We start from the raw sequence: 26,261 nt of genomic DNA on the forward strand, positions 1-26,261 counted from the left end.
TTTCTCCCGAAAAAAATCGCGGGGCAAGCCCGCTCCCACACTGTGGAAGATGGCTTGCCCCGCGACGGTCCGCCTGGATTTACAGCTTGATCCAGGTCGCCTTCAGCTCGGTGTACTTGTCCAGCGCGTGCAGCGACTTGTCACGGCCGTTACCCGACTGTTTGAAGCCACCGAACGGTGCGGTCATGTCGCCGCCATCGTATTGGTTGACCCACACGCTACCGGCACGCAGGGCCTTGGCGGTCAGGTGCGCCTTGGAGATGTCGGCGGTCCAGACACCGGCGGCCAGGCCGTACGGGGTGTCGTTGGCGATGTTGATCGCGTCGATGGTGGAGTCGAAGGTGATGACCGACAACACCGGGCCGAAGATCTCTTCCTGGGCGATCTTCATGGCGTTGGTCACGCCGTCGAAGATGGTCGGTTCGACGTAGGTGCCGCCGGTTTCTTCAAGAATGCGCTTACCACCTACCAGCAGCTTGGCGCCATCGCTGTGACCGGCGTCGATGTAGGACAGCACGGTGTTCATCTGCTGGGTATCGACCAGGGCACCGACGGTGGTGGCTGGGTCCAGCGGGTTGCCCGGCTTCCAGGCCTTGAGTGCTTCGAGCACCAGCGGCAGGAATTTGTCCTTGATCGAGCGTTCGACCAGCAGGCGCGAACCTGCGGTGCAGACTTCGCCCTGGTTGAAGGCGATGGCACTGGCGGCGGCTTCGGCGGCGGCATTGAGGTCCGGAGCGTCAGCGAAGACGATGTTCGGGCTCTTGCCGCCGGCTTCCAGCCAAACGCGCTTCATGTTCGACTCGCCTGCATAGATCATCAGTTGCTTGGCGATTTTGGTCGAGCCAGTGAACACCAGGGTATCGACGTCCATGTGCAGGGCCAGGGCCTTGCCGACAGTGTGGCCATAGCCTGGCAGCACGTTGAGCACACCCGCCGGGATACCTGCCTCGATCGCCAGTTGGGCGATACGGATGGCGGTCAGCGGCGATTTTTCCGAAGGCTTGAGCACCACCGAGTTACCAGTGGCCAGGGCCGGGCCGAGTTTCCAGCTAGCCATCAGCAGCGGGAAGTTCCACGGCACGATGGCGGCAACCACGCCTACTGGCTCGCGGGTCACCAGACCCAGCTGATCATGCGGGGTGGCGGCGACTTCGTCGTAGATCTTGTCAATCGCTTCACCATTCCAGCTCAGGGCCTGGGCGGCACCGGGCACGTCAATGTTCAGCGAGTCGCTGATCGGCTTGCCCATGTCCAGGGTTTCCAACAGGGCCAGCTCTTCGGCGTTCTGCTTGAGCAGGGCGGCGAAACGAATCATGGTGGCCTTGCGCTTGGCCGGGGCCAGGCGCGACCAGACGCCGGAGGCGAAGGTGGCGCGGGCGTTTTCCACGGCGCGGTTGGCATCAGCCTCGTCGCAGCTGGCGATCTGCGCCAGGAGGCGTCCGTCGACCGGGCTGAGGCACTCGAACGTGGCGCCGGAAACGGCAGCGGTGTATTCACCATTGATGAAAGCACGGCCTTCGATCTTCAGTTGCTGGGCACGCTGTTCCCAGTCCGCACGAGTCAGGGTGGTCATACGAAACTCCTCCTCTTGTTAAGGTGCAGTGCCGCGCGAGGGCTTGGGGGCACTGTCGAAAATTCTGGCTGGGCGACACAGGCGCACAGGCACCTGCCACCCTAAACCACCGGCACCCTAATTTTCAATATATTTGACATAATCACACCAAACACCTACTGATGTTCATTTTATTAAACAACAAAAAGGGGACCCGACCATGCGTATTGACCAGATCATCGACTTTGCCCAAGTACTGACCGAAGCTGAACGCTATCGTCCGGCCGCGGAAAAGATACTCAAGGGTGAACCTGATCAGGCCGTCTACAACCACTATGCCAGCCCTTGCGGACAATTCGCCGCCGGCGTCTGGGAAGGCGAAGTCGGTCAATGGACCGTCAATTACACCGAACACGAGTATTGCGAGATCGTTCAAGGCGTCTCGGTGCTTCGCGACGGGGACGGCGGGGCAAAAACCCTCCGCGCGGGCGACCGCTTCGTGATCCCGGCGGGCTTCAAGGGCACCTGGGAAGTGCTGGAGCCGTGCCGCAAGATCTATGTGATGTTCGAGCAGAAGTAAATAACTACCACTCGGGCCGGACCTGACCGACGGAGCATGGCGCTGCCCAACCGGGTATTTACTCAATGAAAGGAAGCAACGCCATGACCAACGAAGAAGTCCTGCACCACATCAATCACCTTGTCGGCACCCGCTATGTACCCAGTGCCAAGGCCTACATCAGCGAAATGACCGGCCGCGCTCGCGTGGTCGGTGCGGGTGAGTTCTCCACCCGTGAGTACGACCCGAGCCGTATCCAGGTGATTGCTAACGACGAAGGCATCATCCAGTCGTTTCATTTCAGCTAATTCCAAAGCGGCATAAAAAAAGGGCCCGTATCCTGAGATACGGGCCCTTTTTTCGTCAGCCGGATCAATTACTTGATCTTGGCTTCCTTGTAGATCACGTGCTTGCGAACAACCGGATCGAATTTTTTGATTTCGATTTTGTCCGGAGTGGTGCGCTTGTTCTTGTCGGTGGTGTAGAAGTGGCCGGTATTAGCGGTCGACACCAGACGGATCAATTCACGCATGATTCTCTCCCTTAGACCTTAGCGCCGTTACGGCGAATGTCGACCAGAACGGCATCAATGCCGCGCTTGTCGATGATGCGCATGCCTTTGGCAGATACGCGCAGACGCACGAAACGCTTCTCGGACTCGACCCAGAAGCGATGATGCTGCAGGTTCGGCAGGAAACGACGACGGGTTTTGTTGTTTGCGTGGGAAATGTTATTCCCGGTTACCGGACCCTTACCGGTAACTTGACAGACTCTCGACATGCCTCAGCCCTCTAAAACCACATGCCCAACCCGGCATGGGTTGGCCGCTTAATCTCTCAGTCTTTGGCGCCAGGCGCCGTGTTTCTTCAGGGTCTTATCGACTCGGTCAGCAGATGCGACAAGCCGAGCCCCTAGAAAAGAGCGCTGCTTTATACCAGAAAGACCAGAGCACAACAACAGAAGATGTGCTTTGACTTGCTGTTCGACACGCCGGAGCAGCATAACCACTGGCCCGGCCGGCTGTCGACCGCCCGTCGCCCAATCGGCAAAAAAGGATATGGTCATTTGTCTCACAGCACACTAGGGTAGGACTTTTCCAGACTGCACTGGCAGATGGGCCATCGATCAGCCAAGGAATCCCCATGCGCGCTGCCGTTCTACCCCTGTTTTTCGCCGCCTTGCTCGGCCCGGTTTTCGCCCAGGCGGCTGCGCTGAGCGTGTGTACCGAAGCCAGCCCCGAAGGCTTCGACGTGGTCCAGTACAACTCGCTGACCACCACCAATGCCTCGGCTGATGTGCTGATGAACCGCCTGGTCGAGTTCGACGCACGCCAGGGCCAGGTCGTGCCAAGCCTGGCCGAAAGCTGGACGGTATCGCCGGACGGCCTGATCTACGAGTTCAAGCTGCGCCCGGGGGTGAAATTCCATAGTACCGGCTACTTCAAGCCCGGCCGTACCCTGGACGCCGACGACGTACTGTTCAGCTTCCAGCGCATGCTCTACCCAGCCCACTCCTGGCACAAGATCGCCCAGAGCGGCTACCCGCACGCACAGTCGCTGCAGTTGCCAAGCCTGATCAAGCAGATCGAGGCGATAGACCCGCTGACCGTGCGCTTTACCCTTGACCACCCCGACGCCACCTTCCTGGCCACCCTGAGCATGGGCTTTGCCTCGATCTACTCCGCCGAATACGCCGACCAGCTGCTCAAGGCCGGCACCCCGGAGAAGCTCAACAGCCAGCCAATCGGCACCGGTCCGTTTGTGTTCAATCGTTTCCAGAAAGACGCGGTGATTCGCTACCGGGCCAACCCGGACTACTTTGCCGGCAAGCCGGGTGTCGACGCGCTGATCTTCGCCATCACCCCCGATGCCAACGTGCGCCTGCAAAAGCTCAAGCGCAACGAGTGCCAGATAGCCCTGTCGCCGAAACCGCTGGATATCGCCGCGGCTAGCGAGGACCCGACCCTCAAGGTGGAAAAGACCGAAGCCTTCATGACCGCTTTCGTCGCCATCAACAGCCAGCACGCACCGCTGGACAAGCCAGAAGTGCGCCAGGCCATCAACCTCGCCTTCGACAAGGTCAGCTACCTCAAGGCCGTATTCGAAGGCACTGCTGTCGCCGCCAATGGCCCGTTCCCGCCCAACACCTGGAGCTACGCCAAGGACCTGCCGGGCTATCCGGCCAACCTCGACAAGGCCCGGGCCCTGCTGGCCAAGGCCGGCCTCAAGGATGGCTTCAGCACCACCATCTGGACCCGCCCGCAAGGCAGCCTGCTCAACCCCAACCCCAGCCTTGGCGCGCAGTTGCTGCAGGCTGACCTGGGCAAGATCGGCATCAAGGCTGAAATCCGCGTGATCGAGTGGGGCGAGTTGATCCGCCGGGCCAAGGCCGGCGAGCACGACCTGCTGTTCATGGGATGGGCCGGTGATAACGGCGACCCCGACAACTTCCTCAGCCCGCAGTTTTCCTGCGCCGCGGTCAAGTCCGGAACAAACTTCGCCCGTTACTGCGATCAGCGCCTCGACCAGTTGATCAGCGCCGGCAAGACCACCAACGACCAGAGCGTGCGCAGCCGTCTGTACCAGCAGGCACAGACGCTGATCCAGCAGCAGGCCTTGTGGCTGCCTCTGGCCCACCCGACGGCCGCCGTGCTGGCGCGCAAGGATGTACAGGGTTATCAGGTCAGCCCGTTCGGCCGCCAGGACTTTGCCGGGGTCAGCACCTCGCGCTAAAGCCAGCCATGCTCGGCCATCGACAGCGGCTCACCGTCGCCGATGACAAAGTGGTCGAGCACGCGCACTTCGATCATGTCCAGCGCCTTGGTCAGGCGCCGGGTCAGCACCAGGTCGGCATCGCTGGGCTCGCTGACCCCTGAAGGGTGGTTATGGCAGAGGATCAACGCCGCGGCGTTATGGGCCAGGGCGCGCTTGATCACCTGCCGGGGATAGACGCTGGCGCTGTTGATCGAGCCCTGGAACAGCGCCTCGAAGGCCAGCACGCGGTGCTTGCTGTCGAGAAACAGGCAACCGAATACCTCATGAGGCTCGTGGCGTAGGCGCGCCTTGAGGTAGTCCTTGACCGCCTGCGGGCTCTGCAAGGCTGAATCACGCCGCAGTCGCTCAGCCAGGTGGCGCCGTGACATTTCCAGTACGGCCTGCAACTGAGCGAACTTTGCCGGCCCAAGCCCGAGTTCACCATTGAAGCTGCGGCTATCGGCCTCCAGCAGTCCGCGCAGGCTGCCGAAGCGCCCGAGCAAGTGTCTGGCCAGGTCAACCGCGCTACGCCCGCGTACGCCGGTGCGCAAAAAGATCGCCAGCAGCTCGGCATCCGACAGGCTGCCCGCCCCTGACTCCAGCAGTTTTTCCCGCGGCCGTTCCGCTGCGGGCCAATCCCTGATACTCATGACAATTCCCTCTGTCTTTCGGTTACTGCTCCCGGTTTCAGCCCTGTGCTACATTAGCCGCTCATTTTTACGCGACGAACCGGCCTGGGGAGGCGTCGTCGCCGCGTGTAATCACTGAGCAAAAGGCAAGCCTATGCAGCGGCTGTATCGGAAGCGCATCGTTCTCGGCGTCGGCGGCGGCATTGCCGCCTACAAGAGTGCCGAGCTGGTTCGCCGACTCCTGGAACACGGCGCCCAAGTGCGCGTCGTCATGACCCGTGGCGGGGCCGAATTCATCACCCCGCTAACCATGCAGGCCCTGTCCGGCCACCCGGTGCACATGGACCTATTGGACCCTGCTGCCGAAGCGGCGATGGGCCATATCGAACTGGCCAAGTGGGCCGACCTGGTGCTGATTGCCCCAGCCACCGCTGACCTGCTCGCACGCCTCGCCCAAGGTGTCGCCGACGATCTGCTGACCACCCTGGTGCTGGCCACCGACGCCACCGTGGCCGTGGCCCCGGCGATGAACCAGGCGATGTGGCGCGACCCGGCCACCCAGGCCAACCTGGAGCTGCTGCAAAGCCGTGATATCCAGGTGTTCGGCCCGGCCTCCGGCAGCCAGGCCTGTGGCGACGTGGGCCTTGGCCGCATGCTCGAAGCCACTGACCTTGCCTGGTGCGCCGCCGAGACTTTCAAGCGCGAGTCGCTGACCGGCAAACACGTGCTGATAACTGCCGGCCCGACCCAGGAAAACATCGACCCGGTGCGCTACATCACCAACCACAGCTCGGGGAAAATGGGCTTTGCCCTGGCTGAAGCGGCTGTGGAAGCTGGTGCCAAGGTGACCCTGGTCACCGGCCCGGTGAACCTGCCAACACCCGATCGCGTCACCCGCATCGACGTGGTCAGCGCCCGCGACATGCTCGCCGCCTGTGAAGCGGCCATACCCTGCGATGTATTCATCGCCTCGGCAGCAGTCGCAGACTACCGCCCAGAGGTGGTGGCCCCGCAAAAACTCAAGAAAGACCCTACGACAGGTGACGGCCTGCTGCTGCAGATGGTCCGCAACCCGGACATTCTCGCCAGCATTTCCACCCGTCCTGACCGCCCGTTCAGCGTCGGCTTTGCCGCCGAGACCGAACACTTGCTCGATTACGCCGCGCGCAAGCTCAAGGACAAGAACCTCGACCTGATTGTCGCCAACGATGTGGCCAACCCCAGCATCGGCTTCAACAGCGAGGAGAACGCCTGCAGCGTCATCGACCGTCAACTTCACGCAACAGTTTTCGCGCAGACCAGCAAGGGTAAGATCGCCCGCCAGCTGGTAGCCTTCATTGCCGAACGTCTTAACCAGGTTTAACTTCGCATGCACGCTCTACAAGCCAAGATTCTCGATCCACGCATCGGTAGCGAGTTCCCACTGCCGCAGTACGCCACCCTCGGTTCGGCCGGTCTCGACCTGCGCGCCATGCTCAAGCAAGACACCGTCCTCGAACCCGGCCAGACACTGCTGATTCCGACCGGCCTATCGGTGTACATCGGCGATCCAGGCCTGGCAGCACTGATCCTGCCGCGCTCAGGCCTTGGCCATAAACACGGCATCGTCCTCGGCAACCTGGTCGGCCTGATCGACTCCGACTACCAGGGCGAGCTGATGGTCTCCTGCTGGAACCGCGGCCAGACGCCATTCACCATCGCCATCGGCGAGCGCATCGCGCAGCTGGTGCTGGTACCCGTGGTACAGGCGCACTTCGATATCGTCGAAACCTTCGACGAAAGCCAGCGTGGCGCTGGCGGTTTCGGTCATTCCGGTAGCCATTGAGGCGATTCCAGCAGGTGCTGCCGGGGCTATTGATAGCCCTGGCTGGCCTGCTTGCGGGCGTACTACTGACTTGGTTTACCGCAGTGCTGCCTGGCCAGCGTGACCACCGTAACAACCTGGCTTACGCCCAGGCCGGTGCGTTCGTATCGCACCTGGACGCCTCGATCATTGGCGTCACCCGCGAGGTGGACGCCCTGATCAGAAGCCCGGTGGTACTGGCATTGGTACAGTCACCTGACCCACAAAAGCTGCTCAGCGCATTCGCCCACCTCGACGGCCTGGTGGCGGCACAGTTGCTCAAACCTGGACAGGCCGCCTCGAGCCCTCCCGTGAGCGAGCCCGTGCTCGACATGGTCAGGCGCGCCGAGCGCGGCGTTCCGCCTGCCCTTGAAGCCTATCCTGAAGCTGGACAGCAACGGGTTTACAGCGTCACCGCACTGCGTGAGTCCGCTGACGCCCCCGTACAAGCCATTCTGGTGCTCACATTCGCGCTCTCACGCTTCACTGACCCACTGCAGCGCGATACGGGTACGCTTGGTCAGATACGACTGACACAATTGGTTTTCAACGACCCACCCGTCGAACTTTTCAGCCACGGCCACAGCCAGGCGCCGGCATTGCACCAGCTGGGTACTGCCAACGCCACCTGGACCTTGGGGATTCAGCCCGGCCCCTTGACCGAGAACGCCTCGACATTCAGGCTCAACCCCTGGTTGCTGCTCGCCGCCTTTCTGGCGTTGACCGGCCTGGTCAGCGGCTTATGGTTAACCGCCAGACGGTCCAGGAATGGAGCGGCAAACAACAGCTGAATGCAGACAGAACAGACTGTATCCGCGAACTCTGTCGCGAAAATGCCGTCAAAGGCGGACATATTGACTCGCGCAGTGGCTGCCGCTGACGCTCTCAGCAACCCTTTCAGATTGGAGTTTCACAGGTGACCAGCATGGAACGAGTGACCCCGAACCTTCCCGCCAGCATCTTCCGCGCTTATGACATCCGCGGCGTGGTCGGTGACACCCTGACCGCCGAGACCGCCTATTGGATTGGTCGCGCCATCGGCGCTCAAACCCTGGCCCAGGGTGAACCGAACATCTCGGTGGGCCGTGACGGCCGCCTGTCCGGGCCGATGCTGGTCGAACAACTGATCAAGGGCCTGGTCGAAGCCGGCTGCAAGGTCAGTGATGTCGGCCTGGTACCAACCCCCGCCCTGTACTACGCCGCCAACGTGCTGGCCGGCAAGTCCGGGGTAATGCTCACTGGCAGCCACAACCCGCCGAACTACAACGGTTTCAAGATCGTCATCGCCGGCGACACCCTGGCCAACGAGCAGATCCAGGCACTGTTGATCCGCCTGCAGACCAACGACCTGAGCCGCGGCGAAGGCAGCGTCGAGAAAGTCGAAATCCTCGAGCGCTATTTCAAGCAGATCACCGGCGATATCAAGCTGGCGAAGAAGCTCAAGGTGGTGGTCGACTGCGGTAACGGCGCGGCGGGTGTCATTGCCCCGCAACTGATCGAGGCCCTGGGCTGCGAGATGATCCCGCTGTTCTGCGAGGTCGATGGCAACTTCCCCAACCACCACCCGGACCCGGGCAAGCCTGAGAACCTGGTCGACTTGATCGCCAAGGTCCAGGAAACCGGCGCCGACCTGGGCCTGGCCTTCGACGGCGATGGCGACCGCGTCGGCGTGGTCACCAACACCGGCAACATTGTTTACCCCGACCGCCTGCTGATGCTGTTCGCCCAGGACGTACTGGAGCGCAATCCGGGCGCCGAGATCATCTTCGACGTCAAATGCACCCGCCGCCTGACCCCGCTGATCGAGCAATACGGCGGCCGCGCGCTAATGTGGAAGACCGGTCACTCGTTGATCAAGAAGAAGATGAAGCAGACCGGCGCCCTGCTCGCCGGTGAAATGAGCGGCCATATTTTCATCAAGGAACGCTGGTATGGTTTTGACGACGGCATTTACAGTGCCGCACGCCTGCTGGAAATCCTCAGCAAGGCCAAAACCGATGCCGAACAGCTGTTCGCGGCGTTCCCGAACGATATTTCCACGCCGGAAATCAATATTGATGTGACCGACGAGGGTAAATTCAGCATCATTGATGCACTGCAACGCGACGCCGACTGGGGCAACGACGCCAGCCTGACCACCATCGATGGTGTGCGGGTGGACTACCCCCACGGCTGGGGCCTGGTTCGCGCCTCCAACACCACGCCGGTGCTGGTATTGCGCTTCGAGGCCGACAATGATGCCGAACTGCAGCGTATCAAAGAGGTATTCCGCGCCCAGTTGAAGCGCGCTGCCCCTGACCTGCAACCCGAGTTCTGACCGACTATCTGTTCCAATTGGAGCCCTGCATGACCCTCGATCGCGATGCCGCCACCCATGTCGCCCAGGTTTTGTCCGAAGCGCTGCCTTACATTCGCCGCTTTGTCGGCAAGACCCTGGTGATTAAATACGGCGGCAACGCGATGGAGAGCGAAGAGCTCAAAACCGGTTTTGCCCGCGACGTGGTGCTGATGAAAGCAGTCGGCATCAACCCGGTGGTGGTACACGGTGGTGGCCCGCAGATCGGTGACTTGCTCAAGCGCCTGTCGATCGAAAGCCACTTCATCGATGGCATGCGCGTTACCGACGCGCAAACCATGGACGTGGTGGAGATGGTCCTCGGCGGCCAGGTCAACAAGGACATCGTCAACCTGATCAACCGTCATGGCGGCAGCGCCATCGGCCTGACCGGCAAGGATGCCGAGCTGATTCGCGCGAAAAAGCTCACCGTCAGCCGCCAGACCCCAGAGATGACAACCCCGGAAATCATCGACATCGGTCACGTGGGCGAGGTGGTCGGGGTTAACACCGATCTGCTCAACATGCTGGTCAAAGGTGACTTCATCCCGGTGATTGCACCAATCGGCGTGGGCGCCAATGGCGAGTCGTACAACATCAACGCCGACCTGGTGGCAGGCAAGGTTGCCGAAGCGCTGAAGGCTGAAAAGCTGATGCTGCTGACCAACATCGCCGGCCTGATGGACAAGCAGGGCACCGTGCTCACCGGCCTGACCACCGAGCAGGTCAATGAGCTGATCGCCGACGGCACCATCTACGGCGGCATGCTGCCGAAGATCCGTTGCGCCCTGGAAGCAGTGCAAGGCGGGGTCAACAGCTCGCACATCATCGATGGCCGGGTACCGAACGCGGTGCTGCTGGAGATCTTCACCGACAGCGGCGTAGGCACCCTGATCACCAACCACAAGCCGCGCTAAGGCACAAAAAAGGCGACCCTCGGGTCGCCTTTTTATTTGCCTCAGATACCGTACTGGGCCCGGTAGGCCTCGACGGCCGGCAAGTGCTGCTTGAGCGCAGGATCGTCGGCGAGGAACTCCAGCACCTGGGTCAGCGAGACAATGCTCACCACCGGAATGCCGAAGTCGCGCTCCACTTCCTGGATCGCCGACAGCTCACCGTTGCCGCGTTCCTGGCGGTTCAGCGCGATCAGTACGCCAGCAGCCTTGGCTTGCTGGCCCTGGATGATCTGCATGACTTCGCGGATGGCGGTGCCGGCAGTGATCACGTCGTCGATGATCAGTACGTCGCCGGTCAGCGGTGCGCCGACCAGGCTGCCGCCTTCACCGTGAGCCTTGGCCTCTTTGCGATTGAAGCACCATGGCAGGTCCAGGTCATGGTGCTCGGCCAGGGCCACGGCAGTGGCTGCCGCCAAGGGGATACCCTTGTAGGCCGGGCCGAACAGCACGTCGAACGGGATCTTGCTGTCGACGATCGCCGCAGCATAGAAACGCCCGAGCTGAGCCAGGGCCGAACCGCTGTTGAACAGGCCGGCATTGAAGAAGTACGGGCTGGTGCGCCCGGACTTGAGGGTGAATTCACCGAAGCGCAGAACCCCGCGGTCGATGGCAAAACGAATGAAGTCGCGCTGATACGGCTGCATGAAGAGTCCCGGATACCACGGATTTAGCTAATTGAGTACAGCTCGGGTATCATACACGCACGAGATTTTTGGGGCCATTTATGCGGATCATCAGTGTGAACGTTAATGGCATTCAGGCTGCCGTTGAGCGTGGTTTGCTCAGCTGGCTACAAGCCCAGAATGCTGACGTCATCTGCCTTCAGGATACCCGCGCCTCGGCCTTTGAACTCGACGACCCAGCTTTCCAGCTCGATGGCTACTTCCTTTATGCCTGCGACGCAGAAGTTCCCGCCCAAGGCGGCGTGGCACTTTATTCGCGGTTGCAGCCCAAGGCAGTCATCAGCGGCCTGGGCTTCGAGACAGCCGACCGCTACGGACGTTACCTGCAGGCCGATTTCGACAAGGTAAGTATTGCAACCCTGTTGCTACCTTCGGGAATGAACGGCGATGAAGACTTGAACCAGAAGTTCAAGTTGATGGACGACTTCGCCAAGTACCTGGACAAGCAACGGCGCAAGCGTCGTGAGTACATCTATTGCGGCTCGTTGTACGTGGCGCAGCAGAAGCTCGACGTCAAGAACTGGCGCGATGGCCAGCAGTCTCCGGGCTTCCTGGCGCCAGAGCGGGCCTGGATGGACGAGATTGTCGGCAATATGGGTTATGTCGATGCCCTGCGCGAAGTCAGCCGTGAAGGCGACCAGTACAGCTGGTGGCCAGACAACGAGCAGGCCGAGATGCTCAACCTGGGCTGGCGCTTCGACTACCAGCTGCTGACCCCGGGCCTGCGCCGCTTCGTGCGCAGCGCACGCCTGCCACGCCAGCCGCGCTTCTCCCAGCACGCGCCGCTGATCGTGGATTACGACTGGACGCTGACCATCTAAGTCGTGCAGCCACAAAAAAACCGACATCACGTCGGTTTTTTTGTGGCTGCAGCTTTTAGCTGATCACTATTTGATCGGTCGCCAGGTCAGCGGGTAGCGATAAGGCTTACCTTCGTTGGCCTTGACCCCGGCAATGATGGTCAGGATCAGCACGGCGATCATCAGCATGCCAAACAGCACAATGCCAATCAGGATGAACATCAGCAGCCCGCAGATGACCCCGGCGATGAACACGGTGATCTGGAAGTTCAGCGCCTCCTTGCCCTGGGCATCGACGAACGGGTCGACGTCCTTCTTCCAGATCCACATCACCAGCGGCCCCAACAGGCTGCCGAAGGGGAAGACCAGGCCGAGCAAGGCAGCCAGGTGACAGAACATCGCCCATTGCCGGACGTCGGCGCTGGGGGTGGGCAACTGCAAGGGTTGCTCGCTCATGTTCTGCTCCTGGGCGTGGGGTTATCAGTCAGCCAGCGAGGCCTGCTGCAATTCGAACAGGTCAACCATGCCTTTTTGCGCCAGTGCCAGCATGGCATTGAGCTCTTCAGGCTGGAATGGCGCGCCTTCGGCAGTGCCCTGCACTTCGATGAAGCCGCCTGCGCTGGTCATCACCACGTTCAGGTCGGTCTCGGCGGCCGAGTCTTCAAGGTAGTCCAGGTCGAGCACCGGCTCACCCTGGTACATGCCTACCGAAACGGCAGCGATCATGTGCTTGAGCGGGTCACCGCCCTTCAGGCCGCCACGCTTCTTGACCACGCGCAGGGCGTCGACCAGGGCAACCATGGCACCGGTGATCGAAGCGGTACGGGTGCCGCCATCAGCCTGGATCACGTCACAATCGACGTACAGGGTGATGTCGCCCAGCTTGCTCATGTCCAGCGCAGCGCGCAGGGAGCGGCCGATCAGGCGCTGGATTTCAAGAGTGCGGCCGCCTTGCTTGCCGCGGCTGGCTTCGCGCTGGTTACGCTCGCCGGTGGAACGCGGCAGCATGCCGTATTCGGCTGTCAGCCAGCCCTGGCCCTGGCCTTTGAGGAAGCGCGGGACACCGTTCTCGACACTGACGGTACAGATGACTTTGGTGTCACCGAACTCGACCAGTACTGACCCCTCGGCGTGTTTGGTGTAGTTGCGGGTGATGCGGATCGAGCGGAGCTGATCGGCAGCGCGACCACTTGGACGTTTCATTTGGGATACCTGTACTGGACTTGAATCTGCCCAGCATTATAGAGCGCGCCGGGCAATGAGGACACGCCTATTGTCGCAGGGCCCGAAACAGACGGCCCAGGGCCGCAGGTCGGGTTTTTGCGGGAACCGCGTGAGGGTTTGTAACATCAGTGGATTGGGAGCCAGCGCCGCACTGCGCTACAATCCTGCGCCTTCAGCCGCTTGGCTTTTCTTCATCTTTTGCGCGAGGTACTTCCCATGGTGCACAGCATGACCGCTTTTGCTCGTGTCGAGCGCGCCGGTAGCCAGGGCACCCTGATCTGGGAACTGCGCTCGGTCAATCATCGCTACCTGGAGCCGCACCTGCGCCTGCCAGAGGCCTTCCGCGACCTCGAAGGTGCCGTGCGCGAAAGCCTGCGCCAAGGGCTGTCGCGCGGCAAGGTCGAATGCACCCTGCGCTTCAACGAAGAGAACAGCGGCAAGGCCCTGCAGGTCGACCGTGAGCGCGCCGCGCAACTGGTTGCCGCCGCCGAGACGGTGGCCAGCCTGATAAAGCAGCCGGCGCCGCTCAACCCGCTCGAAGTACTGGCCTGGCCCGGGGTACTGGTGGCCGATGCCGCCGACCCGCAGGCGCTCAACAGCGAGGCCATGGCCTTGTTCGAAGAGGCCCTGAACGAGCTGAAGAACGGCCGCAACCGTGAAGGCGCTGAGCTCGCCCGGTTGATCAACGAGCGCCTGGACAACATGGCCAGCGAGGTCACCACCTTACGCGCCCTGGTGCCGCAGATGCTCGCCGCGCAACGGCAGAAGGTCCTCGATCGTTTCAACGACATGCAGGCCGAGCTCGACCCACAGCGCCTGGAGCAAGAGATGGTCATGCTCGCGCAAAAGAGCGACGTTGCCGAAGAGCTCGACCGCCTGAGTACCCACGTCACCGAAGTGCGCCGGGTGCTCAAGTCCGGCGGCGCCGCCGGCCGGCGCCTGGACTTCCTGATGCAGGAGCTCAACCGCGAAGCCAACACCCTGGGCTCCAAAGCCTTCGACCCACGCAGCACCCAGTCCGCGGTTAACCTCAAGGTACTGATCGAGCAGATGCGTGAACAAGTACAGAACATTGAGTAAGGCCACCCCGACCATGAATCACAGCAGCGGTACCCTCTATATCGTTTCGGCCCCTTCCGGCGCCGGCAAGACCAGCCTGGTCAAAGCCCTGATCGATGCTGACAACAGCATCCAGGTGTCGGTCTCGCACACCACCCGGGCCATGCGCCCGGGCGAAGTGCACGGCGTGAACTACCACTTCGTCGAGCACACCGAGTTCAAGCTGATGATCGAGCAAGGTGACTTCCTCGAGCAGGCCGAGGTTTTTGGTAACTTCTACGGGACTTCGCGCAGCGCGCTGCAACAGGCGCTCGACCAAGGCCACGACCTGATCCTCGAGATCGACTGGCAAGGCGCCCAGCAGGTGCGCAAGCTGATGCCCGAGGCTCGTTCGATCTTCATCCTGCCGCCGACCCAGGAAGCTTTGCGCCAGCGCCTGACCAATCGGGGCCAGGATAGCGACGAGATCATCGAAGGACGGATGCGTGAAGCAGTGAGCGAGATGAGTCACTACGACGAGTATGACTTTGTCATCATCAACGATGACTTCGCCACGGCCCTGGAAGACCTCAAAGCGGTGTTCCGCGCCAATCGCCTGCTGCAGGCCAACCAGCAGCAGCGTCATGGCCAGCTGCTCAAGCAATTGCTTGCCTGAGCAACCGACCACTCCAGCCGCTTAGCGGCGGCTGGAGACCGTGGCGTGACGGTGCAGGGTCATGCCCAGAAAGAACGCCGGCGCACGCAGGCGCGACAGCATCATCAGCACCAGGCCGAGTACGGTGATGATCATTGCGATCACGAACACCAGGCCCAACCCCCCCACATGCGAACCGCTGCCGAACGACGGCGAAGCGCTGTCGATGGCCGTCTGCAGGAAGATCACCGAAAGAATGCCGCCGCCGAGCAGCGGGCACAGGCCGCGCAACAGGAAGTGACGCAGGCTGTCGAACAGGCTGTGGCGGAAGTACCAGACACAGGCGTAGGCGGTCAGCGAATAGTAGAAGCAGATCATCATGCCCAGGGCGGTGATGGTGTCAGCCAGGACGTTCTCGCTGAGGGTGCGCATGGTCACGTAGAACACGCCTGCTGCGACGCCAGCGCAGATGGTGGCATAACGCGGGGTTTTCGAACGCGGGCAGACACTGGCGAAACGCTCAGGCACGGCCCCGTAGTAACCCATGGCCAGCAGCGTACGTGCTGGCGACACGAAGGTGGACTGCAGCGAGGCAGCAGTGCTGGCCAACACAGCGATCGACATGAGGATTGCCAGCGGGCCCATCACGGGACCGGCCAGGTGAGCGAAGACGTTTTCCTGGATGCGCGGATTGTTCAGGCCCAGGCCGATGTCACCGATCCCGGCAAACTGCAGGGTGGCGATTGCCGTGACCAGGTACAGGCCGAGAATCAGCAGCACCGTCAGGGTTGCCGCACGGCCAGGGGTATCACCGCTGCCGACCGATTCTTCACTGATGCTCAGGCACACGTCCCAGCCCCAGAAAATGAAAATCGACAGCGACAGGCCGGCGGTAAAAGCCGAGAACGACTCAACGCCGAAGGGGTTGAACCAGTCCAGGTCGAACGCCAGCGGTGGCGTCGCCGACGACTCGCCAAACGCAGCCATGGCAAAGCCCACCAGCACCACCAGCTGCAAGGCCACCAGGCCGTACTGCACAGTCATGGTCGTGGCGATGCCGCGACAGCAGATCCACACCGCCATGGCGATGAACACGCAACAGGTGACGACATTGATCAACAGGTTGTCGCTCAGCGCAGCCACCTCGTGGCTGCCGGTGATCTGCCCAAGGAATAGATAGAAGAAGTCGACGGCCACCCCGGCCAGGTTGGACAGCACGATGGTGGTTGCGGTAACCAGCCCCCAGCCGCCGATCCAGCCGATCATCGGGCCGAACGCCCGTGCCGACCAGGTAAAGGACGTACCACTGTCCGGCTCGGCCGCATTCAATTCGCGGTAACCCAGGGCCACCAGCAGCATCGGCAGGAAGCCGACGATAAATACCGCCGGCAGATGAGCCCCGACTTCACGCACGGTCGGGCCCAGCGCGCCGGTCAGGGTATAGACCGGAGCGATGGTGGAAATGCCCAGCACAATGCTGGCCAGCAGTCCGAGCCGGCCCTTGGCCAGCCCTTTGGATCGCCCACCCTCACCTGGGGACAGGCCTGCTTTATGTTCACTCATGAGTAGTTGCCGCCAATATTGGTATTGTTTTTCAGGACGCCCCGCGGGGTGTCCGCTTTCACTCATTGAAACCTGTTGCGTGGTACTTCAAACCGGATCAACCGGCTGACCTCATAGGGCCTTCTCCCGGATCTGCGAGCCCGTGGCACGGGCCAGGCATGCCTCACGGAACGCCTGGAACAGGCGCAGCGAGACCGGGTTGTCGGCAAAGCGGTACTCGGGGTGCCACTGCACACCGACCACAAAGCCTGGGGCGTCTTCCATCGACACCGCTTCGATCAGTCCATCAGGGGCCAATGCCTCGGCACGCAAGCCGTCAGCCAGGCGATCGATACCCTGGCTGTGCAGCGAATTGACCATGAAGCTGTGCTCCATCCCCAGGCGCTCGAACAGCCCACCGGGCTGGACAGTGACCAGGTGACGGGGGCTGTACTGTTCTTCCAGCGGGGCATCCTGCGGCTCGCGGTGATCCAGGTAGCCAGGCAGTTCCTGCACCCGCTGGTGCAGGGTGCCACCGAGGGCCACATTGAGTTCCTGGAAGCCACGGCAGATGCAGAACACTGGTACGCCGTCGGCAATCGCCGCCTGCAGCAGGGGCAGGGTCAGCCGATCGCGATATACGTCGTGCTTGGTCCCTTCCACGCTGGGGGCGCCATTGTAATGATGCGGCTCGACATTTGAAGGCGAACCGGTAAAAAGAATGCCATCGAGCCGCTCCAGTACGCGGCGCGGGTCGCTGGGCTCGGCCCTGGCCGGGAGGATCAGGGGGATCCCGGCAAAGCCTGCGGCCTCGACATATTTGTCGCCAACGGTGTGCGACGAGTTCTTGCCCAGTTGCTGGCGGCAAGCGGAAACGCCGATCAAAGGCGGCAATGCGGCGGTAGTTTGCATGGGTTCACCCTCCCTTACAGCTTGATCCAGGTCGCCTTGAGTTCGGTGTATTTGTCAAAAGCGTGCAGCGATTTGTCCCGGCCATTGCCCGACTGCTTGAAGCCGCCGAACGGGGCGGTCATGTCACCGCCATCGTACTGGTTGACCCAGACACTGCCGGCACGCAGGGCGCGGGCGGTGTTGTGGGCACGGGAAATGTTGCTGGTCCACACTGCCGCGGCCAGGCCGAAGGGCGAGTCGTTGGCAATGGCGATGGCTTCCTCGGCGCTGTCGAAGGTGATCACCGACAGCACCGGGCCGAAGATTTCTTCGCGGGCGATGCGCATGGCATTGGTAACGCCATCGAAGATCGCCGGCTGCACATAAACACCGCAAGTGTCTTCCAGTACCCGCTCGCCGCCGGTCACCAGGGTGGCACCGTCAGCCTTGCCGGCCTCGATATAACCGAGCACGGTCTCCAGCTGGGTGGTGTCGACCAAGGCGCCGACGCGGGTGTCCGGATCCAGCGCATGGCCGGGCTTCCAGGCCTTGAGGGCCTCGACCACCATCGGCAGGAAGCGCTCCTTGATGCTGCGCTCGACCAGCAGGCGCGAACCGGCAATGCACACTTCGCCCTGGTTGAAGGCGATGGCGCCGGCCGCGGCTTCGGCGGCGGCGTGAAGGTCCGGGGCGTCGGCAAAGACGATGTTCGGGCTCTTGCCACCGGCTTCGAGCCAGACGCGCTTCATGTTCGACTCACCGGCGTACACCATCAACTGCTTGGCGATACGGGTGGAACCAGTGAACACCAGGGTATCGACGTCCATGTGCAGTGCCAGGGCCTTGCCTACGGTGTGGCCGTAGCCTGGCAACACGTTGAGGACACCCGCCGGCAAACCGGCTTCGATCGCCAGTTGGGCGATACGAATGGCAGTCAGCGGCGATTTTTCGGACGGTTTGAGGATCACCGAGTTACCGGTGGCCAGGGCCGGGCCGAGTTTCCAGCAGGCCATCATCAGTGGAAAGTTCCACGGAACAATGGCCGCGACCACGCCGACCGGCGAGCGGGTGACCAAACCCAGCTGGTCGGACGGGGTCGCAGCAACTTCGTCGTAAATCTTGTCGATGGCTTCGGCGTTCCAGCGAATGGCGTTGGCCGCCGCCGGAATGTCGATGCTCAGGGAATCGGCAATTGGCTTGCCCATGTCCAGGGTCTCGAGCAATGCCAGTTCTTCGACATTGGCCAGCAGCAAATCTGCAAAGGCAATCAGCACCCGCTTGCGCTGGGCCGGGGCCTGATTGGCCCAGACACCACTGTCGAAACTGCGCCGGGCCACAGCTACCGCGCGCTCGGCGTCGGCGCTGTCACAGCTGGCGATATGTGCCAGCTGGCGGCCGTCGACCGGGCTTGCGCACTCGAAGGTCTCGCCGGACACACTGGTGCAGTACTGGCCGTCGATAAAGGCGCGGCCTTCGATGTTCAGGCCCTGGAAAAGCTGTTCCCAGTGCTGGCGTGGTGCTGTTGTCATTGTTGTTCTCTCCGGCGTCACACCGTGTGCAGGTACCAGTTGTATTCGAGGTCGGAAATCGACACCTCGAACTCGGCCATCTCGCTTTCCTTGCAGGCGACAAAAATATCGATGTAGTCCGGGCTGATGTATTTGTTCAGCACTTCACTGTCATCGAGTTCACGCAGCGCATCGCGCAGGTTGTTCGGCAGGCTCTGCTCCAGCTGCTCGTAGGAGTTGCCTTCGATTGGCGCTCCCGGCTCGATCTGGTTGGTCAGGCCATGGTGGATACCGGCGAGAATCGCCGCCATCATCAAGTACGGGTTGGCGTCAGCGCCGGCGACCCGGTGCTCGATGCGCACGGCATCGCTGCTGCCGGTCGGTACGCGTACCGCTACGGTGCGGTTGTCCAGGCCCCAGCTCGGTGCGTTGGGCACATAGAACTGGGCGCCGAAACGCCGATAGGAGTTGATGTTCGGGCACAGGAAGGCCATCGACGCCGGCATGGTCTCGAGCACGCCACCGATGGCGTGGCGCAGGGTTTCGCTTTGCTCAGGGTCTTCGCTGGTAAAGATGTTCTTGCCGGTTTTCTTGTCCAGCAACGAGATATGTACGTGCAGCCCGTTGCCAGCCTGGCCCGGATAGGGCTTGGCCATGAAGGTGGAGTCCATTTCATGGTCGTAGGCGATGTTCTTGATCAGGCGCTTGAGCAACACCGCGTAGTCGCAGGCCTTCATCGGATCGGCGACGTGGTGCAGGTTGACCTCGAACTGCGCCGGGGCGCTTTCCTTGACGATCGCATCCGCCGGGATGCCCTGCTCCTTGGCAGCTTCGAGCATGTCCTGCAGGCAATCGACGTATTCGTCGAGGTCGTCGATCAGGTACACCTGGGTCGACTGCGGGCGCTTGCCGGAGATCGGCGAGCGCGGCGGTTGCGGGCGGCCGTTGAGGTTGTCCTGGTCGATCAGGTAGAACTCAAGCTCAAACGCCGCGCAGATATCCAGGCCCAGCGCATCGAACTTCTCGACCACACTGCGCAGCACTTCCCGCGGGTCGGCGAAGAACGGCGTGCCGTCCAGCTCGTGCATGGTCATCAGCAGTTGCGCGGTCGGGCGCTTTTGCCAGGGCTCGTAGGCCAGGGTGCCGGGGATCGGGAAACAGATGCGGTCGGCATCGCCGATGTCCAGGCCAAGGCCGGTGCTTTCGACGGTCGAGCCGTTGATGTCCAGGGCAAACAGCGAAGCCGGCAGGTTGATGCCTTTTTCGTAGACTTTAACCAGGCTTGCACGCTCGATGCGCTTGCCACGCACCACGCCGTTCATGTCTGCAATCAGCAGATCGACAAATTGCACCTCAGGGTGGGCCTGGAGAAATTCGCCCATCTCATCGAGAGGGATGGCGCACGGGGAGACCGACGTCATGGCTAGGCATCCTTTGATTTTTTATCGAACGACATGGAGGAGGTACTACTGCGCTATCGGGAGCGGCGATGGTTTCATTTGTTCTTTTAAGTGGTCCCATCGTGGGGAACAGCTGAAGGTCGTGGCTTCGCACGGACGTCCCAGATTTTTCTGACAACGTCGCGACTTGATTCACGACTGCCGCCTCACTATAGAATGGCCCCTACGCAACAGACATTGGCATTTAGGCAAGTAAAGAGTGCATCCATGCAATATCAGATCAGCCACGCCGACCTTTCTCTGGTGCTCGCACTGGTCCGCGGCCGCTCTTTGGCCAAGGCCGCCGAGCTGCTGAAGGTCGATGTATCGACTGTTTTTCGTTCGATCCGGCGCATGGAAGCCGCCCTTGGTACCGCGTTATTCGTCAAAAGCCGCAAGGGCTACATCCCCACCGGCACCGCCCAGGCCCTGGCCGAGCAGGCCGAGCGCGCCGAGCAGGCACTGGATGCCGCGCGGGTGGCCCTGGAACTCGGCGAGCAGGTGGTCAGCGGCACGGTGCGCCTGACTTGCACCGACGCCGTACTGCACAGCCTGCTGTTACCGGCGCTGGCCGAGTTCATGCCGGCGTATCCGGCGCTGTCGCTGGAGCTTGCGACCTCCAACACCTTTGCCAACCTCAGCCGGCGCGATGCCGACCTGGCCTTGCGCCTGACCAACACCCCGCCGGAGCACCTGGTCGGACGCTGCCTGGGTTCGGCGTCCTATGTGGTATGCGGCCGCGAGGAGTTTCGCGACAAGCTCAAGGACGCACCGGCGACACTGCCCTGGATCGCCCCGGACGACACCATGCAGGATCACCCCACCGTGGTCTGGCGCAGTGAGCACCTGCCCGGAGTCATGCCGCGCTACCGTTGCAGCAGCATCTCGGCGATTGCCCAACTGGTAACCGCCGGCCTGGGCGTGGCGGCCCTGCCCGACTATATGGCCCATACCCTGCCCGGCGTCGAATCGTTGAGCGATGCCCTGCCCGGCTGCGACACCGAAGTCTGGCTGTTGACCCGCCCCGATTGCCGGGCTTTGCGTTCGGTGCAGACGCTGTTCGACGAATTGACCCCGCGCCTGCGTGATGCGCTCGGTCGGCAGTAAAAGACAAGACAGTTGTGCTAGAGCCCTTGAAATGGTTATCGTCGAGGTATCAAGGGCTCGAAATGAAATCAGCGCTTCCCTAAAGGCTGGTGATTTTTTAAACTATCGAGTCCGCTCGCCCATTCGGGCTGAACACCGCATTTGCTACTTGAGGAAGACCATGGCCCGCGTAACCGTTGAAGACTGCCTAGAACACGTGGATAACCGTTTTGAGCTGGTCATGCTCTCCACCAAACGTGCCCGTCAACTGGCCACCGGCGGCAAAGAGCCGAAAGTGGCGTGGGAAAACGACAAGCCTACCGTTGTTGCCCTGCGCGAAATCGCCGAAGGCATCTGCACCCCTGAGTTCATGGCCGAACAGGATATCCGCACGCAAGAAGATCCAATCTTCGCGTTCGGCGAGGGTGACGAGGCCAACGAGGCGGTCTAAGCCCATGCCTGGTCGACGTAGTACGGCGCCGGTCCCCGTCCCTTGGCAAGAGGTAATCCCATGCCGAGCATAGACGCCCTCGCCGATCGCTTGTCGACCTACCTCGGCGCCGACCAGGTCAACCTGGTGCGCCGGGCGTATTTCTACGCCGAACAAGCCCACGACGGCCAGCGCCGTCGCAGCGGCGAAGCCTACGTCACGCATCCGCTGGCGGTGGCAAGCATCCTTGCCGACATGCACATGGACCATCAGAGCCTGATGGCAGCCATGCTCCATGACGTGATCGAAGACACCGGCATCGCCAAGGAAGCGCTCAGCTCGCAATTTGGCGAAACCGTGGCCGAACTGGTCGACGGCGTCAGCAAGCTGACCCAGATGAACTTCGAGACCAAGGCCGAAGCCCAGGCGGAAAACTTCCAGAAAATGGCCATGGCCATGGCCCGGGACATCCGCGTGATCCTGGTCAAGCTGGCCGACCGCCTGCACAACATGCGCACCCTCGAAGTGCTGTCCGGCGAAAAACGCCGGCGCATCGCCAAAGAGACCCTGGAAATCTACGCACCCATCGCCAACCGCCTGGGCATGCACAGCGTGCGCGTAGAGTTCGAAGACCTCGGCTTCAAGGCCATGCACCCGATGCGCTCGGCGCGCATCTACCAGGCGGTCAAGCGCGCCCGCGGCAACCGCAAGGAAATCGTCAACAAGATCGAAGAATCGCTGGCCCACTGCCTGGCGGTCGACGGCATCGAAGGCGAAGTCAGCGGCCGGCAGAAGCACCTCTATGGTATCTACAAGAAGATGCGCGGCAAACGCCGGGCCTTCAACGAGATCATGGACGTCTACGCGTTCCGCATCATCGTCGACAAGGTCGATACCTGCTATCGCGTGCTGGGCGCCGTGCACAACCTGTACAAACCGCTGCCGGGGCGCTTCAAGGATTACATCGCGATCCCCAAGGCCAACGGCTACCAGTCGCTGCACACCACGCTGTTCGGCATGCACGGGGTACCCATCGAGATCCAGATCCGCACCCGCGAAATGGAAGAGATGGCCAACAACGGCATCGCCGCCCACTGGCTATACAAGTCCAGTGACGACGAACAGCCCAAGGGCACTCATGCGCGGGCGCGCCAGTGGGTCAAAGGCGTGCTGGAAATGCAGCAACGCGCGGGCAACTCCCTCGAATTCATCGAGAGCGTGAAGATCGACCTGTTCCCGGACGAGGTCTACGTGTTCACGCCCAAGGGCCGGATCATGGAGCTGCCCAAAGGCTCCACGGCGGTCGACTTCGCCTACGCGGTGCACACCGACGTCGGCAACAGCTGCATTGCCTGCCGTATCAACCGCCGCCTGGCGCCGCTGTCCGAACCGCTGCAAAGCGGCTCGACGGTCGAGATCGTCAGCGCCCCGGGCGCACGACCGAACCCGGCCTGGCTCAACTTCGTGGTGACCGGCAAGGCCCGCACGCACATCCGCCATGCACTCAAGCTGCAGCGCCGCTCGGAGTCCATCAGCCTCGGCGAACGCCTGCTGAACAAGGTGCTCAACGGCTTCGACAGCGCCCTGGACAAGATCCCCCAGGAGCGCATCCAGGCCATGCTCGGCGAATACCGCCTGGAGCTGATCGAGGACCTGCTCGAAGATATTGGCCTGGGCAACCGCATGGCCTATGTAGTGGCCCGACGCCTGCTGTCCACCGAAGGCGAACAACTGCCAAGCCCGGAAGGCCCACTGGCGATTCGCGGCACCGAAGGCCTGGTATTGAGCTACGCCAAATGCTGCACGCCAATCCCGGGCGACCCGATTGTCGGTCACCTGTCGGCGGGCAAAGGCATGGTGGTGCACCTGGAAAACTGCCGCAACATCAGCGAAATCCGCCACAACCCGGAAAAGTGCATCCAGCTGTCCTGGGCCAAGGATGTCACCGGCGAATTCAACGTCGAGCTGCGCGTCGAGCTGGAACACCAGCGTGGCCTGATTGCCCTGCTGGCCAGCAGCGTCAACGCCGCCGACGGCAATATCGAGAAAATCAGCATGGATGAACGCGATGGTCGCATCAGCGTGGTCCAACTGGTGGTCAGCGTGCACGACCGTGTGCACCTGGCACGCGTGATCAAGAAACTGCGCGCCCTGACCGGAGTGATCCGAATCACCCGCATGCGTGCGTAACCCAATAACAGCAAGGAGTCATCATGACCAAGACCGTCATCACCAGTGACAAGGCCCCAGCCGCCATCGGCACCTACTCCCAGGCGATCAAGGCCGGCAACACGGTGTACATGTCCGGGCAGATCCCGCTGGACCCGAAAACCATGGAACTGGTCGAAGGCTTCGAAGCCCAGACCGTCCAGGTCTTCGAAAACCTCAAGGCCGTTGCTGAAGCCGCTGGCGGTTCGTTCAAGGACATCGTCAAGCTGAACATCTTCCTCACCGACCTCAGCCACTTCGCCAAGGTCAACGAGATCATGGGCAAGTACTTCGACCAGCCGTACCCGGCGCGTGCCGCCATCGGCGTTGCTGCCCTGCCTAAGGGTTCGCAGGTTGAAATGGATGCCATCCTGGTCATCGAGTAACACCCCCGAGGGCGCGCCGCCCGGTGCGCCCTCATCCCCCGCCCCTGCAAGGACCCCCGCCATGCGCTACGCGCTCGCCCTGTCGCTGCTCGCCACCCTGTTGAGCGGCTGCGCCAGTCACAGCCCGGAAGACCTCAACGGTACCTGGATCAATCAGAACGCCATCGACGCTGCCGCCAAAGGCTCCAACCTGCGCCAGGCACTTCTCGCCAACGGCCCGAACCTTGAGTGGAAGGTCAACGTTGCCGCCAGCCAGGCCACCTTCAGCAATGGTTTTGAAGCGGGCGACGGCAAGCTCAAGGCGCTCAAAGATGACCAGTGGGAAGTCGATTTCTACGGCAACTATGCAGAGACGCTGAGCCTGGACGGCGACGAACTGGTTCAAGCGGCCAGTGACGCCAACCCGCAGCAGAGCTTCCAGCGCGCCGAAACCCCAGCCCCCATTGATGCGCCAGCTGGCACCACCTTTGAAACCGAGCTGTACAAGGCTTACATGGGTGGCGACTGGAAGATTGTCGAAGGGCCGGGCCAAGGGGGCATTGCGCATTTTCGCGCCAACGGCAGCCTCGACGGCCTGCCCGGCCTGGATCGCTACGCCCTGTGCCTGGCTGGCGATTGCGCCGCCATGAGCGGCGAGTTCGACAGCCTGTGGCTGGAACGCAACCAGCAGGGCAACCCGTGGATGTTCAAGCGTGACGGCAAGCAGCTGGAAATCTTCCAGGCCGTCAATAAGGCCCAGGCCGACGAGATGCCAGATCTGCAACCTGGCCCTCGTCGTTGGCTGCTTGAGCGTCAGTAGAGATTAATTGCTACCGGCAAGGATGGCCGCATAGCCTTCCTTGTAGCTCGGGTACTGTGGCGCCCAGCCCAGTGCCCGGGCCCGGGCATTGCTGCAACGCTTGCTGCCGGTACGGCGCACCCGCTCCTGCTCCGACCACTGGGTAACGCCCATGTACTCGCGCAGCCAGGCAACCACGTCAAACAGTGGCGCTGGCGCGTCATCGACACCTATGTAGCAATCTTCTACTGCCTTGCCCTGCTGGTCGGCCTTGAGCAAAAAGGCCAGCAGCCCGGCTGCGTCTTCGGCGTGAATGCGGTTGCCGTACAGCGGTGGCTCTTCAGTCACCCGATAGCCCTGGCGGACTTGGCTGAGCAGCCATTCGCGCCCCGGGCCGTAGATGCCCGTAAGGCGCACGATGGTCGTGGCAATGCCGCTGGCCAGGGCCAGTCGCTCGGCTTCGAGCATGACCCTGCCCGAATAGCCTTCAGGCTCCACAGCAGCAGTTTCGTCAATCCACTCCCCGTCTTTCTGCGCATACACGCTGCTGCTCGAAACGAACAACAGGCGACGCGGCTTCTGGTTGCGCTCGGCCAGCCAGCTCAGCACATTGCGCAGGCCTTCGACATACGCAGCCTGATAACCGGCTTCGTCATGCTGGCTCGCGGCAACGCTGTAAACCAGGTAATCCGGAGCGTCAACCGGCCAGTCTGCCGGGCAGCGCGGATCATTCAAGTCGGCAGCGATAGCCTTCACCCCTTCTGGCAACTGGCCAACACTGCGGCGCAGGCCGCTCACCGGCCAACCCGAGGCCAGCAATTGCTTGGCCAGACGGCCACCGACATCGCCACAACCGACGATCAGAACTGAGCGCGCAGACATCCTGAAACTCCGCAAATCAAAGGCCCAGCCTATCCAAATAAATCGATAGGCGGCTAGCTATAGTGGAAAAAAAGTAACTTTATT

The 26,261-nt window shown here is 61.9% G+C and carries 28 protein-coding genes; 16 read left to right on the plus strand and 12 right to left on the minus strand.

The window, feature by feature from the left end:
- Window positions 1-79 precede the first annotated feature (79 nt).
- Entirely contained in the window at window positions 80-1,573 is a 1,494-nt protein-coding gene (locus ABIE20_RS13475) for an aldehyde dehydrogenase (protein WP_429505513.1), read from the minus strand.
- Window positions 1,574-1,772: 199 nt separating this feature from the next.
- Here ABIE20_RS13475 and ABIE20_RS13480 point away from each other — a divergent pair, with 199 nt between their 5' ends.
- Both ABIE20_RS13480 and ABIE20_RS13485 read left to right on the plus strand, forming a co-directional pair.
- Window positions 1,773-2,132 carry a cupin domain-containing protein gene (locus ABIE20_RS13480; RefSeq protein WP_429505514.1) on the plus strand — a complete coding sequence of 120 codons (360 nt, stop codon included), beginning with the start codon at window positions 1,773-1,775 and terminating at the stop codon, window positions 2,130-2,132.
- Window positions 2,133-2,215: 83 nt separating this feature from the next.
- Complete coding sequence (locus ABIE20_RS13485) at window positions 2,216-2,419, plus strand: I78 family peptidase inhibitor (protein ID WP_429505515.1); 204 nt, start codon at window positions 2,216-2,218, stop codon at window positions 2,417-2,419.
- A 68-nt stretch (window positions 2,420-2,487) separates the two neighbouring features.
- Here the strand turns inward: ABIE20_RS13485 and rpmG are convergent, their stop codons facing one another.
- Both rpmG and rpmB read right to left on the minus strand, forming a co-directional pair.
- Window positions 2,488-2,643: a 50S ribosomal protein L33 gene (rpmG, locus tag ABIE20_RS13490; RefSeq protein ID WP_010225867.1), complete on the minus strand. Its 156-nt coding sequence runs from the start codon at window positions 2,641-2,643 to the stop codon at window positions 2,488-2,490.
- 11 nt (window positions 2,644-2,654) lie between these two features.
- Window positions 2,655-2,891 carry a 50S ribosomal protein L28 gene (gene rpmB / locus ABIE20_RS13495; RefSeq protein ID WP_010225868.1) on the minus strand — a complete coding sequence of 79 codons (237 nt, stop codon included), beginning with the start codon at window positions 2,889-2,891 and terminating at the stop codon, window positions 2,655-2,657.
- 362 nt (window positions 2,892-3,253) lie between these two features.
- On the opposite strand from rpmB, the gene ABIE20_RS13500 reads away from it, so the two are divergent.
- Window positions 3,254-4,843 (plus strand): ABC transporter substrate-binding protein, encoded by a 1,590-nt coding sequence (locus tag ABIE20_RS13500; RefSeq protein WP_429505516.1) that lies wholly within the window; start codon window positions 3,254-3,256, stop codon window positions 4,841-4,843.
- Here ABIE20_RS13500 and radC read toward each other — a convergent pair.
- Window positions 4,840-5,514, minus strand: coding sequence for a RadC family protein (gene radC / locus ABIE20_RS13505; protein WP_429505517.1), 675 nt, complete (start codon window positions 5,512-5,514; stop codon window positions 4,840-4,842). The genes ABIE20_RS13500 and radC overlap by 4 nt on opposite strands.
- Before the next feature lie 133 nt (window positions 5,515-5,647).
- Here radC and coaBC point away from each other — a divergent pair, with 133 nt between their 5' ends.
- From coaBC to argB, 5 genes are all read left to right on the plus strand, one after another.
- Window positions 5,648-6,856 carry a bifunctional phosphopantothenoylcysteine decarboxylase/phosphopantothenate--cysteine ligase CoaBC gene (coaBC, locus tag ABIE20_RS13510; RefSeq protein WP_010225871.1) on the plus strand — a complete coding sequence of 403 codons (1,209 nt, stop codon included), beginning with the start codon at window positions 5,648-5,650 and terminating at the stop codon, window positions 6,854-6,856.
- A 6-nt stretch (window positions 6,857-6,862) separates the two neighbouring features.
- A complete protein-coding gene (gene dut / locus ABIE20_RS13515) occupies window positions 6,863-7,318 on the plus strand; it encodes a dUTP diphosphatase (protein WP_429505518.1) in 456 nt (151 codons plus the stop codon).
- Between the two features lie 14 nt (window positions 7,319-7,332).
- Window positions 7,333-8,127: a hypothetical protein gene (locus ABIE20_RS13520; RefSeq protein WP_429505519.1), complete on the plus strand. Its 795-nt coding sequence runs from the start codon at window positions 7,333-7,335 to the stop codon at window positions 8,125-8,127.
- A gap of 134 nt (window positions 8,128-8,261) precedes the next feature.
- Window positions 8,262-9,653, plus strand: coding sequence for a phosphomannomutase/phosphoglucomutase (locus ABIE20_RS13525; protein ID WP_429505520.1), 1,392 nt, complete (start codon window positions 8,262-8,264; stop codon window positions 9,651-9,653).
- Window positions 9,654-9,682: 29 nt separating this feature from the next.
- Window positions 9,683-10,588 carry an acetylglutamate kinase gene (argB, locus tag ABIE20_RS13530; RefSeq protein ID WP_045199591.1) on the plus strand — a complete coding sequence of 302 codons (906 nt, stop codon included), beginning with the start codon at window positions 9,683-9,685 and terminating at the stop codon, window positions 10,586-10,588.
- A 41-nt stretch (window positions 10,589-10,629) separates the two neighbouring features.
- Here the strand turns inward: argB and pyrE are convergent, their stop codons facing one another.
- Window positions 10,630-11,271, minus strand: coding sequence for an orotate phosphoribosyltransferase (pyrE, locus tag ABIE20_RS13535; protein ID WP_010225878.1), 642 nt, complete (start codon window positions 11,269-11,271; stop codon window positions 10,630-10,632).
- 80 nt (window positions 11,272-11,351) lie between these two features.
- On the opposite strand from pyrE, the gene ABIE20_RS13540 reads away from it, so the two are divergent.
- A complete protein-coding gene (locus ABIE20_RS13540) occupies window positions 11,352-12,131 on the plus strand; it encodes an exodeoxyribonuclease III (RefSeq protein ID WP_010225880.1) in 780 nt (259 codons plus the stop codon).
- Window positions 12,132-12,197: 66 nt separating this feature from the next.
- Here ABIE20_RS13540 and ABIE20_RS13545 read toward each other — a convergent pair whose 3' ends face one another.
- Both ABIE20_RS13545 and rph read right to left on the minus strand, forming a co-directional pair.
- Window positions 12,198-12,566 carry a DUF4870 domain-containing protein gene (locus ABIE20_RS13545; protein ID WP_429505521.1) on the minus strand — a complete coding sequence of 123 codons (369 nt, stop codon included), beginning with the start codon at window positions 12,564-12,566 and terminating at the stop codon, window positions 12,198-12,200.
- Window positions 12,567-12,590: 24 nt separating this feature from the next.
- Window positions 12,591-13,313 carry a ribonuclease PH gene (rph, locus tag ABIE20_RS13550; protein WP_429505522.1) on the minus strand — a complete coding sequence of 241 codons (723 nt, stop codon included), beginning with the start codon at window positions 13,311-13,313 and terminating at the stop codon, window positions 12,591-12,593.
- A 237-nt stretch (window positions 13,314-13,550) separates the two neighbouring features.
- Here rph and ABIE20_RS13555 point away from each other — a divergent pair, with 237 nt between their 5' ends.
- A complete protein-coding gene (locus tag ABIE20_RS13555) occupies window positions 13,551-14,414 on the plus strand; it encodes a YicC/YloC family endoribonuclease (RefSeq protein ID WP_429505523.1) in 864 nt (287 codons plus the stop codon).
- 13 nt (window positions 14,415-14,427) lie between these two features.
- Window positions 14,428-15,048 (plus strand): guanylate kinase, encoded by a 621-nt coding sequence (gene gmk / locus ABIE20_RS13560; RefSeq protein ID WP_429505524.1) that lies wholly within the window; start codon window positions 14,428-14,430, stop codon window positions 15,046-15,048.
- 21 nt (window positions 15,049-15,069) lie between these two features.
- On the opposite strand, the gene ABIE20_RS13565 is transcribed toward gmk, so the two are convergent.
- From ABIE20_RS13565 to ABIE20_RS13580, 4 genes are all read right to left on the minus strand, one after another.
- Window positions 15,070-16,590, minus strand: coding sequence for an APC family permease (locus ABIE20_RS13565; protein WP_429505525.1), 1,521 nt, complete (start codon window positions 16,588-16,590; stop codon window positions 15,070-15,072).
- Window positions 16,591-16,701: 111 nt separating this feature from the next.
- The gene (locus ABIE20_RS13570; RefSeq protein ID WP_429505526.1) at window positions 16,702-17,481 is read right to left on the minus strand and encodes a gamma-glutamyl-gamma-aminobutyrate hydrolase family protein; all 780 of its coding nucleotides are present in this window, start codon (window positions 17,479-17,481) and stop codon (window positions 16,702-16,704) included.
- 14 nt (window positions 17,482-17,495) lie between these two features.
- The gene (locus ABIE20_RS13575) at window positions 17,496-18,989 is read right to left on the minus strand and encodes an aldehyde dehydrogenase (protein WP_429505527.1); all 1,494 of its coding nucleotides are present in this window, start codon (window positions 18,987-18,989) and stop codon (window positions 17,496-17,498) included.
- A 17-nt stretch (window positions 18,990-19,006) separates the two neighbouring features.
- Window positions 19,007-20,389, minus strand: coding sequence for a glutamine synthetase family protein (locus tag ABIE20_RS13580; protein ID WP_045199574.1), 1,383 nt, complete (start codon window positions 20,387-20,389; stop codon window positions 19,007-19,009).
- A 246-nt stretch (window positions 20,390-20,635) separates the two neighbouring features.
- On the opposite strand from ABIE20_RS13580, the gene ABIE20_RS13585 reads away from it, so the two are divergent.
- From ABIE20_RS13585 to ABIE20_RS13605, 5 genes are all read left to right on the plus strand, one after another.
- Complete coding sequence (locus ABIE20_RS13585) at window positions 20,636-21,514, plus strand: LysR family transcriptional regulator (protein ID WP_429505528.1); 879 nt, start codon at window positions 20,636-20,638, stop codon at window positions 21,512-21,514.
- A gap of 160 nt (window positions 21,515-21,674) precedes the next feature.
- Window positions 21,675-21,944: a DNA-directed RNA polymerase subunit omega gene (gene rpoZ / locus ABIE20_RS13590; RefSeq protein ID WP_115084664.1), complete on the plus strand. Its 270-nt coding sequence runs from the start codon at window positions 21,675-21,677 to the stop codon at window positions 21,942-21,944.
- A 60-nt stretch (window positions 21,945-22,004) separates the two neighbouring features.
- Window positions 22,005-24,113 carry a bifunctional GTP diphosphokinase/guanosine-3',5'-bis pyrophosphate 3'-pyrophosphohydrolase gene (gene spoT, locus ABIE20_RS13595; RefSeq protein WP_045199568.1) on the plus strand — a complete coding sequence of 703 codons (2,109 nt, stop codon included), beginning with the start codon at window positions 22,005-22,007 and terminating at the stop codon, window positions 24,111-24,113.
- A gap of 23 nt (window positions 24,114-24,136) precedes the next feature.
- Complete coding sequence (locus tag ABIE20_RS13600; RefSeq protein ID WP_003229509.1) at window positions 24,137-24,517, plus strand: RidA family protein; 381 nt, start codon at window positions 24,137-24,139, stop codon at window positions 24,515-24,517.
- 61 nt (window positions 24,518-24,578) lie between these two features.
- On the plus strand, window positions 24,579-25,316 hold the full coding sequence (locus ABIE20_RS13605) for a hypothetical protein (protein ID WP_429505529.1): 738 nt from the start codon (window positions 24,579-24,581) through the stop codon (window positions 25,314-25,316).
- Window positions 25,317-25,319: 3 nt separating this feature from the next.
- Here the strand turns inward: ABIE20_RS13605 and ABIE20_RS13610 are convergent, their stop codons facing one another.
- Window positions 25,320-26,177, minus strand: coding sequence for an SDR family oxidoreductase (locus tag ABIE20_RS13610; RefSeq protein WP_429505530.1), 858 nt, complete (start codon window positions 26,175-26,177; stop codon window positions 25,320-25,322).
- Window positions 26,178-26,261: the final 84 nt, after the last annotated feature.

Origin of the sequence: Pseudomonas sp. 2835, assembly GCF_050435905.1 — a bacterium.
GTDB lineage: Bacteria > Pseudomonadota > Gammaproteobacteria > Pseudomonadales > Pseudomonadaceae > Aquipseudomonas.

What these genes read in the sequence shown, in the direction of transcription:
- ABIE20_RS13475 (WP_429505513.1), bottom strand. Translation starts at nt 1,573, where the DNA reads ATGACCACCCTGACTCGTGCGGACTGGGAACAGCGTGCCCAGCAACTG.
- ABIE20_RS13480 (WP_429505514.1), top strand. Translation starts at nt 1,773, where the DNA reads ATGCGTATTGACCAGATCATCGACTTTGCCCAAGTACTGACCGAAGCT.
- ABIE20_RS13485 (WP_429505515.1), top strand. Translation starts at nt 2,216, where the DNA reads ATGACCAACGAAGAAGTCCTGCACCACATCAATCACCTTGTCGGCACC.
- rpmG (WP_010225867.1), bottom strand. Translation starts at nt 2,643, where the DNA reads ATGCGTGAATTGATCCGTCTGGTGTCGACCGCTAATACCGGCCACTTC.
- rpmB (WP_010225868.1), bottom strand. Translation starts at nt 2,891, where the DNA reads ATGTCGAGAGTCTGTCAAGTTACCGGTAAGGGTCCGGTAACCGGGAAT.
- ABIE20_RS13500 (WP_429505516.1), top strand. Translation starts at nt 3,254, where the DNA reads ATGCGCGCTGCCGTTCTACCCCTGTTTTTCGCCGCCTTGCTCGGCCCG.
- radC (WP_429505517.1), bottom strand. Translation starts at nt 5,514, where the DNA reads ATGAGTATCAGGGATTGGCCCGCAGCGGAACGGCCGCGGGAAAAACTG.
- coaBC (WP_010225871.1), top strand. Translation starts at nt 5,648, where the DNA reads ATGCAGCGGCTGTATCGGAAGCGCATCGTTCTCGGCGTCGGCGGCGGC.
- dut (WP_429505518.1), top strand. Translation starts at nt 6,863, where the DNA reads ATGCACGCTCTACAAGCCAAGATTCTCGATCCACGCATCGGTAGCGAG.
- ABIE20_RS13525 (WP_429505520.1), top strand. Translation starts at nt 8,262, where the DNA reads ATGGAACGAGTGACCCCGAACCTTCCCGCCAGCATCTTCCGCGCTTAT.
- argB (WP_045199591.1), top strand. Translation starts at nt 9,683, where the DNA reads ATGACCCTCGATCGCGATGCCGCCACCCATGTCGCCCAGGTTTTGTCC.
- pyrE (WP_010225878.1), bottom strand. Translation starts at nt 11,271, where the DNA reads ATGCAGCCGTATCAGCGCGACTTCATTCGTTTTGCCATCGACCGCGGG.
- ABIE20_RS13540 (WP_010225880.1), top strand. Translation starts at nt 11,352, where the DNA reads ATGCGGATCATCAGTGTGAACGTTAATGGCATTCAGGCTGCCGTTGAG.
- ABIE20_RS13545 (WP_429505521.1), bottom strand. Translation starts at nt 12,566, where the DNA reads ATGAGCGAGCAACCCTTGCAGTTGCCCACCCCCAGCGCCGACGTCCGG.
- rph (WP_429505522.1), bottom strand. Translation starts at nt 13,313, where the DNA reads ATGAAACGTCCAAGTGGTCGCGCTGCCGATCAGCTCCGCTCGATCCGC.
- ABIE20_RS13555 (WP_429505523.1), top strand. Translation starts at nt 13,551, where the DNA reads ATGGTGCACAGCATGACCGCTTTTGCTCGTGTCGAGCGCGCCGGTAGC.
- gmk (WP_429505524.1), top strand. Translation starts at nt 14,428, where the DNA reads ATGAATCACAGCAGCGGTACCCTCTATATCGTTTCGGCCCCTTCCGGC.
- ABIE20_RS13565 (WP_429505525.1), bottom strand. Translation starts at nt 16,590, where the DNA reads ATGAGTGAACATAAAGCAGGCCTGTCCCCAGGTGAGGGTGGGCGATCC.
- ABIE20_RS13570 (WP_429505526.1), bottom strand. Translation starts at nt 17,481, where the DNA reads ATGCAAACTACCGCCGCATTGCCGCCTTTGATCGGCGTTTCCGCTTGC.
- ABIE20_RS13575 (WP_429505527.1), bottom strand. Translation starts at nt 18,989, where the DNA reads ATGACAACAGCACCACGCCAGCACTGGGAACAGCTTTTCCAGGGCCTG.
- ABIE20_RS13580 (WP_045199574.1), bottom strand. Translation starts at nt 20,389, where the DNA reads ATGACGTCGGTCTCCCCGTGCGCCATCCCTCTCGATGAGATGGGCGAA.
- ABIE20_RS13585 (WP_429505528.1), top strand. Translation starts at nt 20,636, where the DNA reads ATGCAATATCAGATCAGCCACGCCGACCTTTCTCTGGTGCTCGCACTG.
- rpoZ (WP_115084664.1), top strand. Translation starts at nt 21,675, where the DNA reads ATGGCCCGCGTAACCGTTGAAGACTGCCTAGAACACGTGGATAACCGT.
- spoT (WP_045199568.1), top strand. Translation starts at nt 22,005, where the DNA reads ATGCCGAGCATAGACGCCCTCGCCGATCGCTTGTCGACCTACCTCGGC.
- ABIE20_RS13600 (WP_003229509.1), top strand. Translation starts at nt 24,137, where the DNA reads ATGACCAAGACCGTCATCACCAGTGACAAGGCCCCAGCCGCCATCGGC.
- ABIE20_RS13605 (WP_429505529.1), top strand. Translation starts at nt 24,579, where the DNA reads ATGCGCTACGCGCTCGCCCTGTCGCTGCTCGCCACCCTGTTGAGCGGC.
- ABIE20_RS13610 (WP_429505530.1), bottom strand. Translation starts at nt 26,177, where the DNA reads ATGTCTGCGCGCTCAGTTCTGATCGTCGGTTGTGGCGATGTCGGTGGC.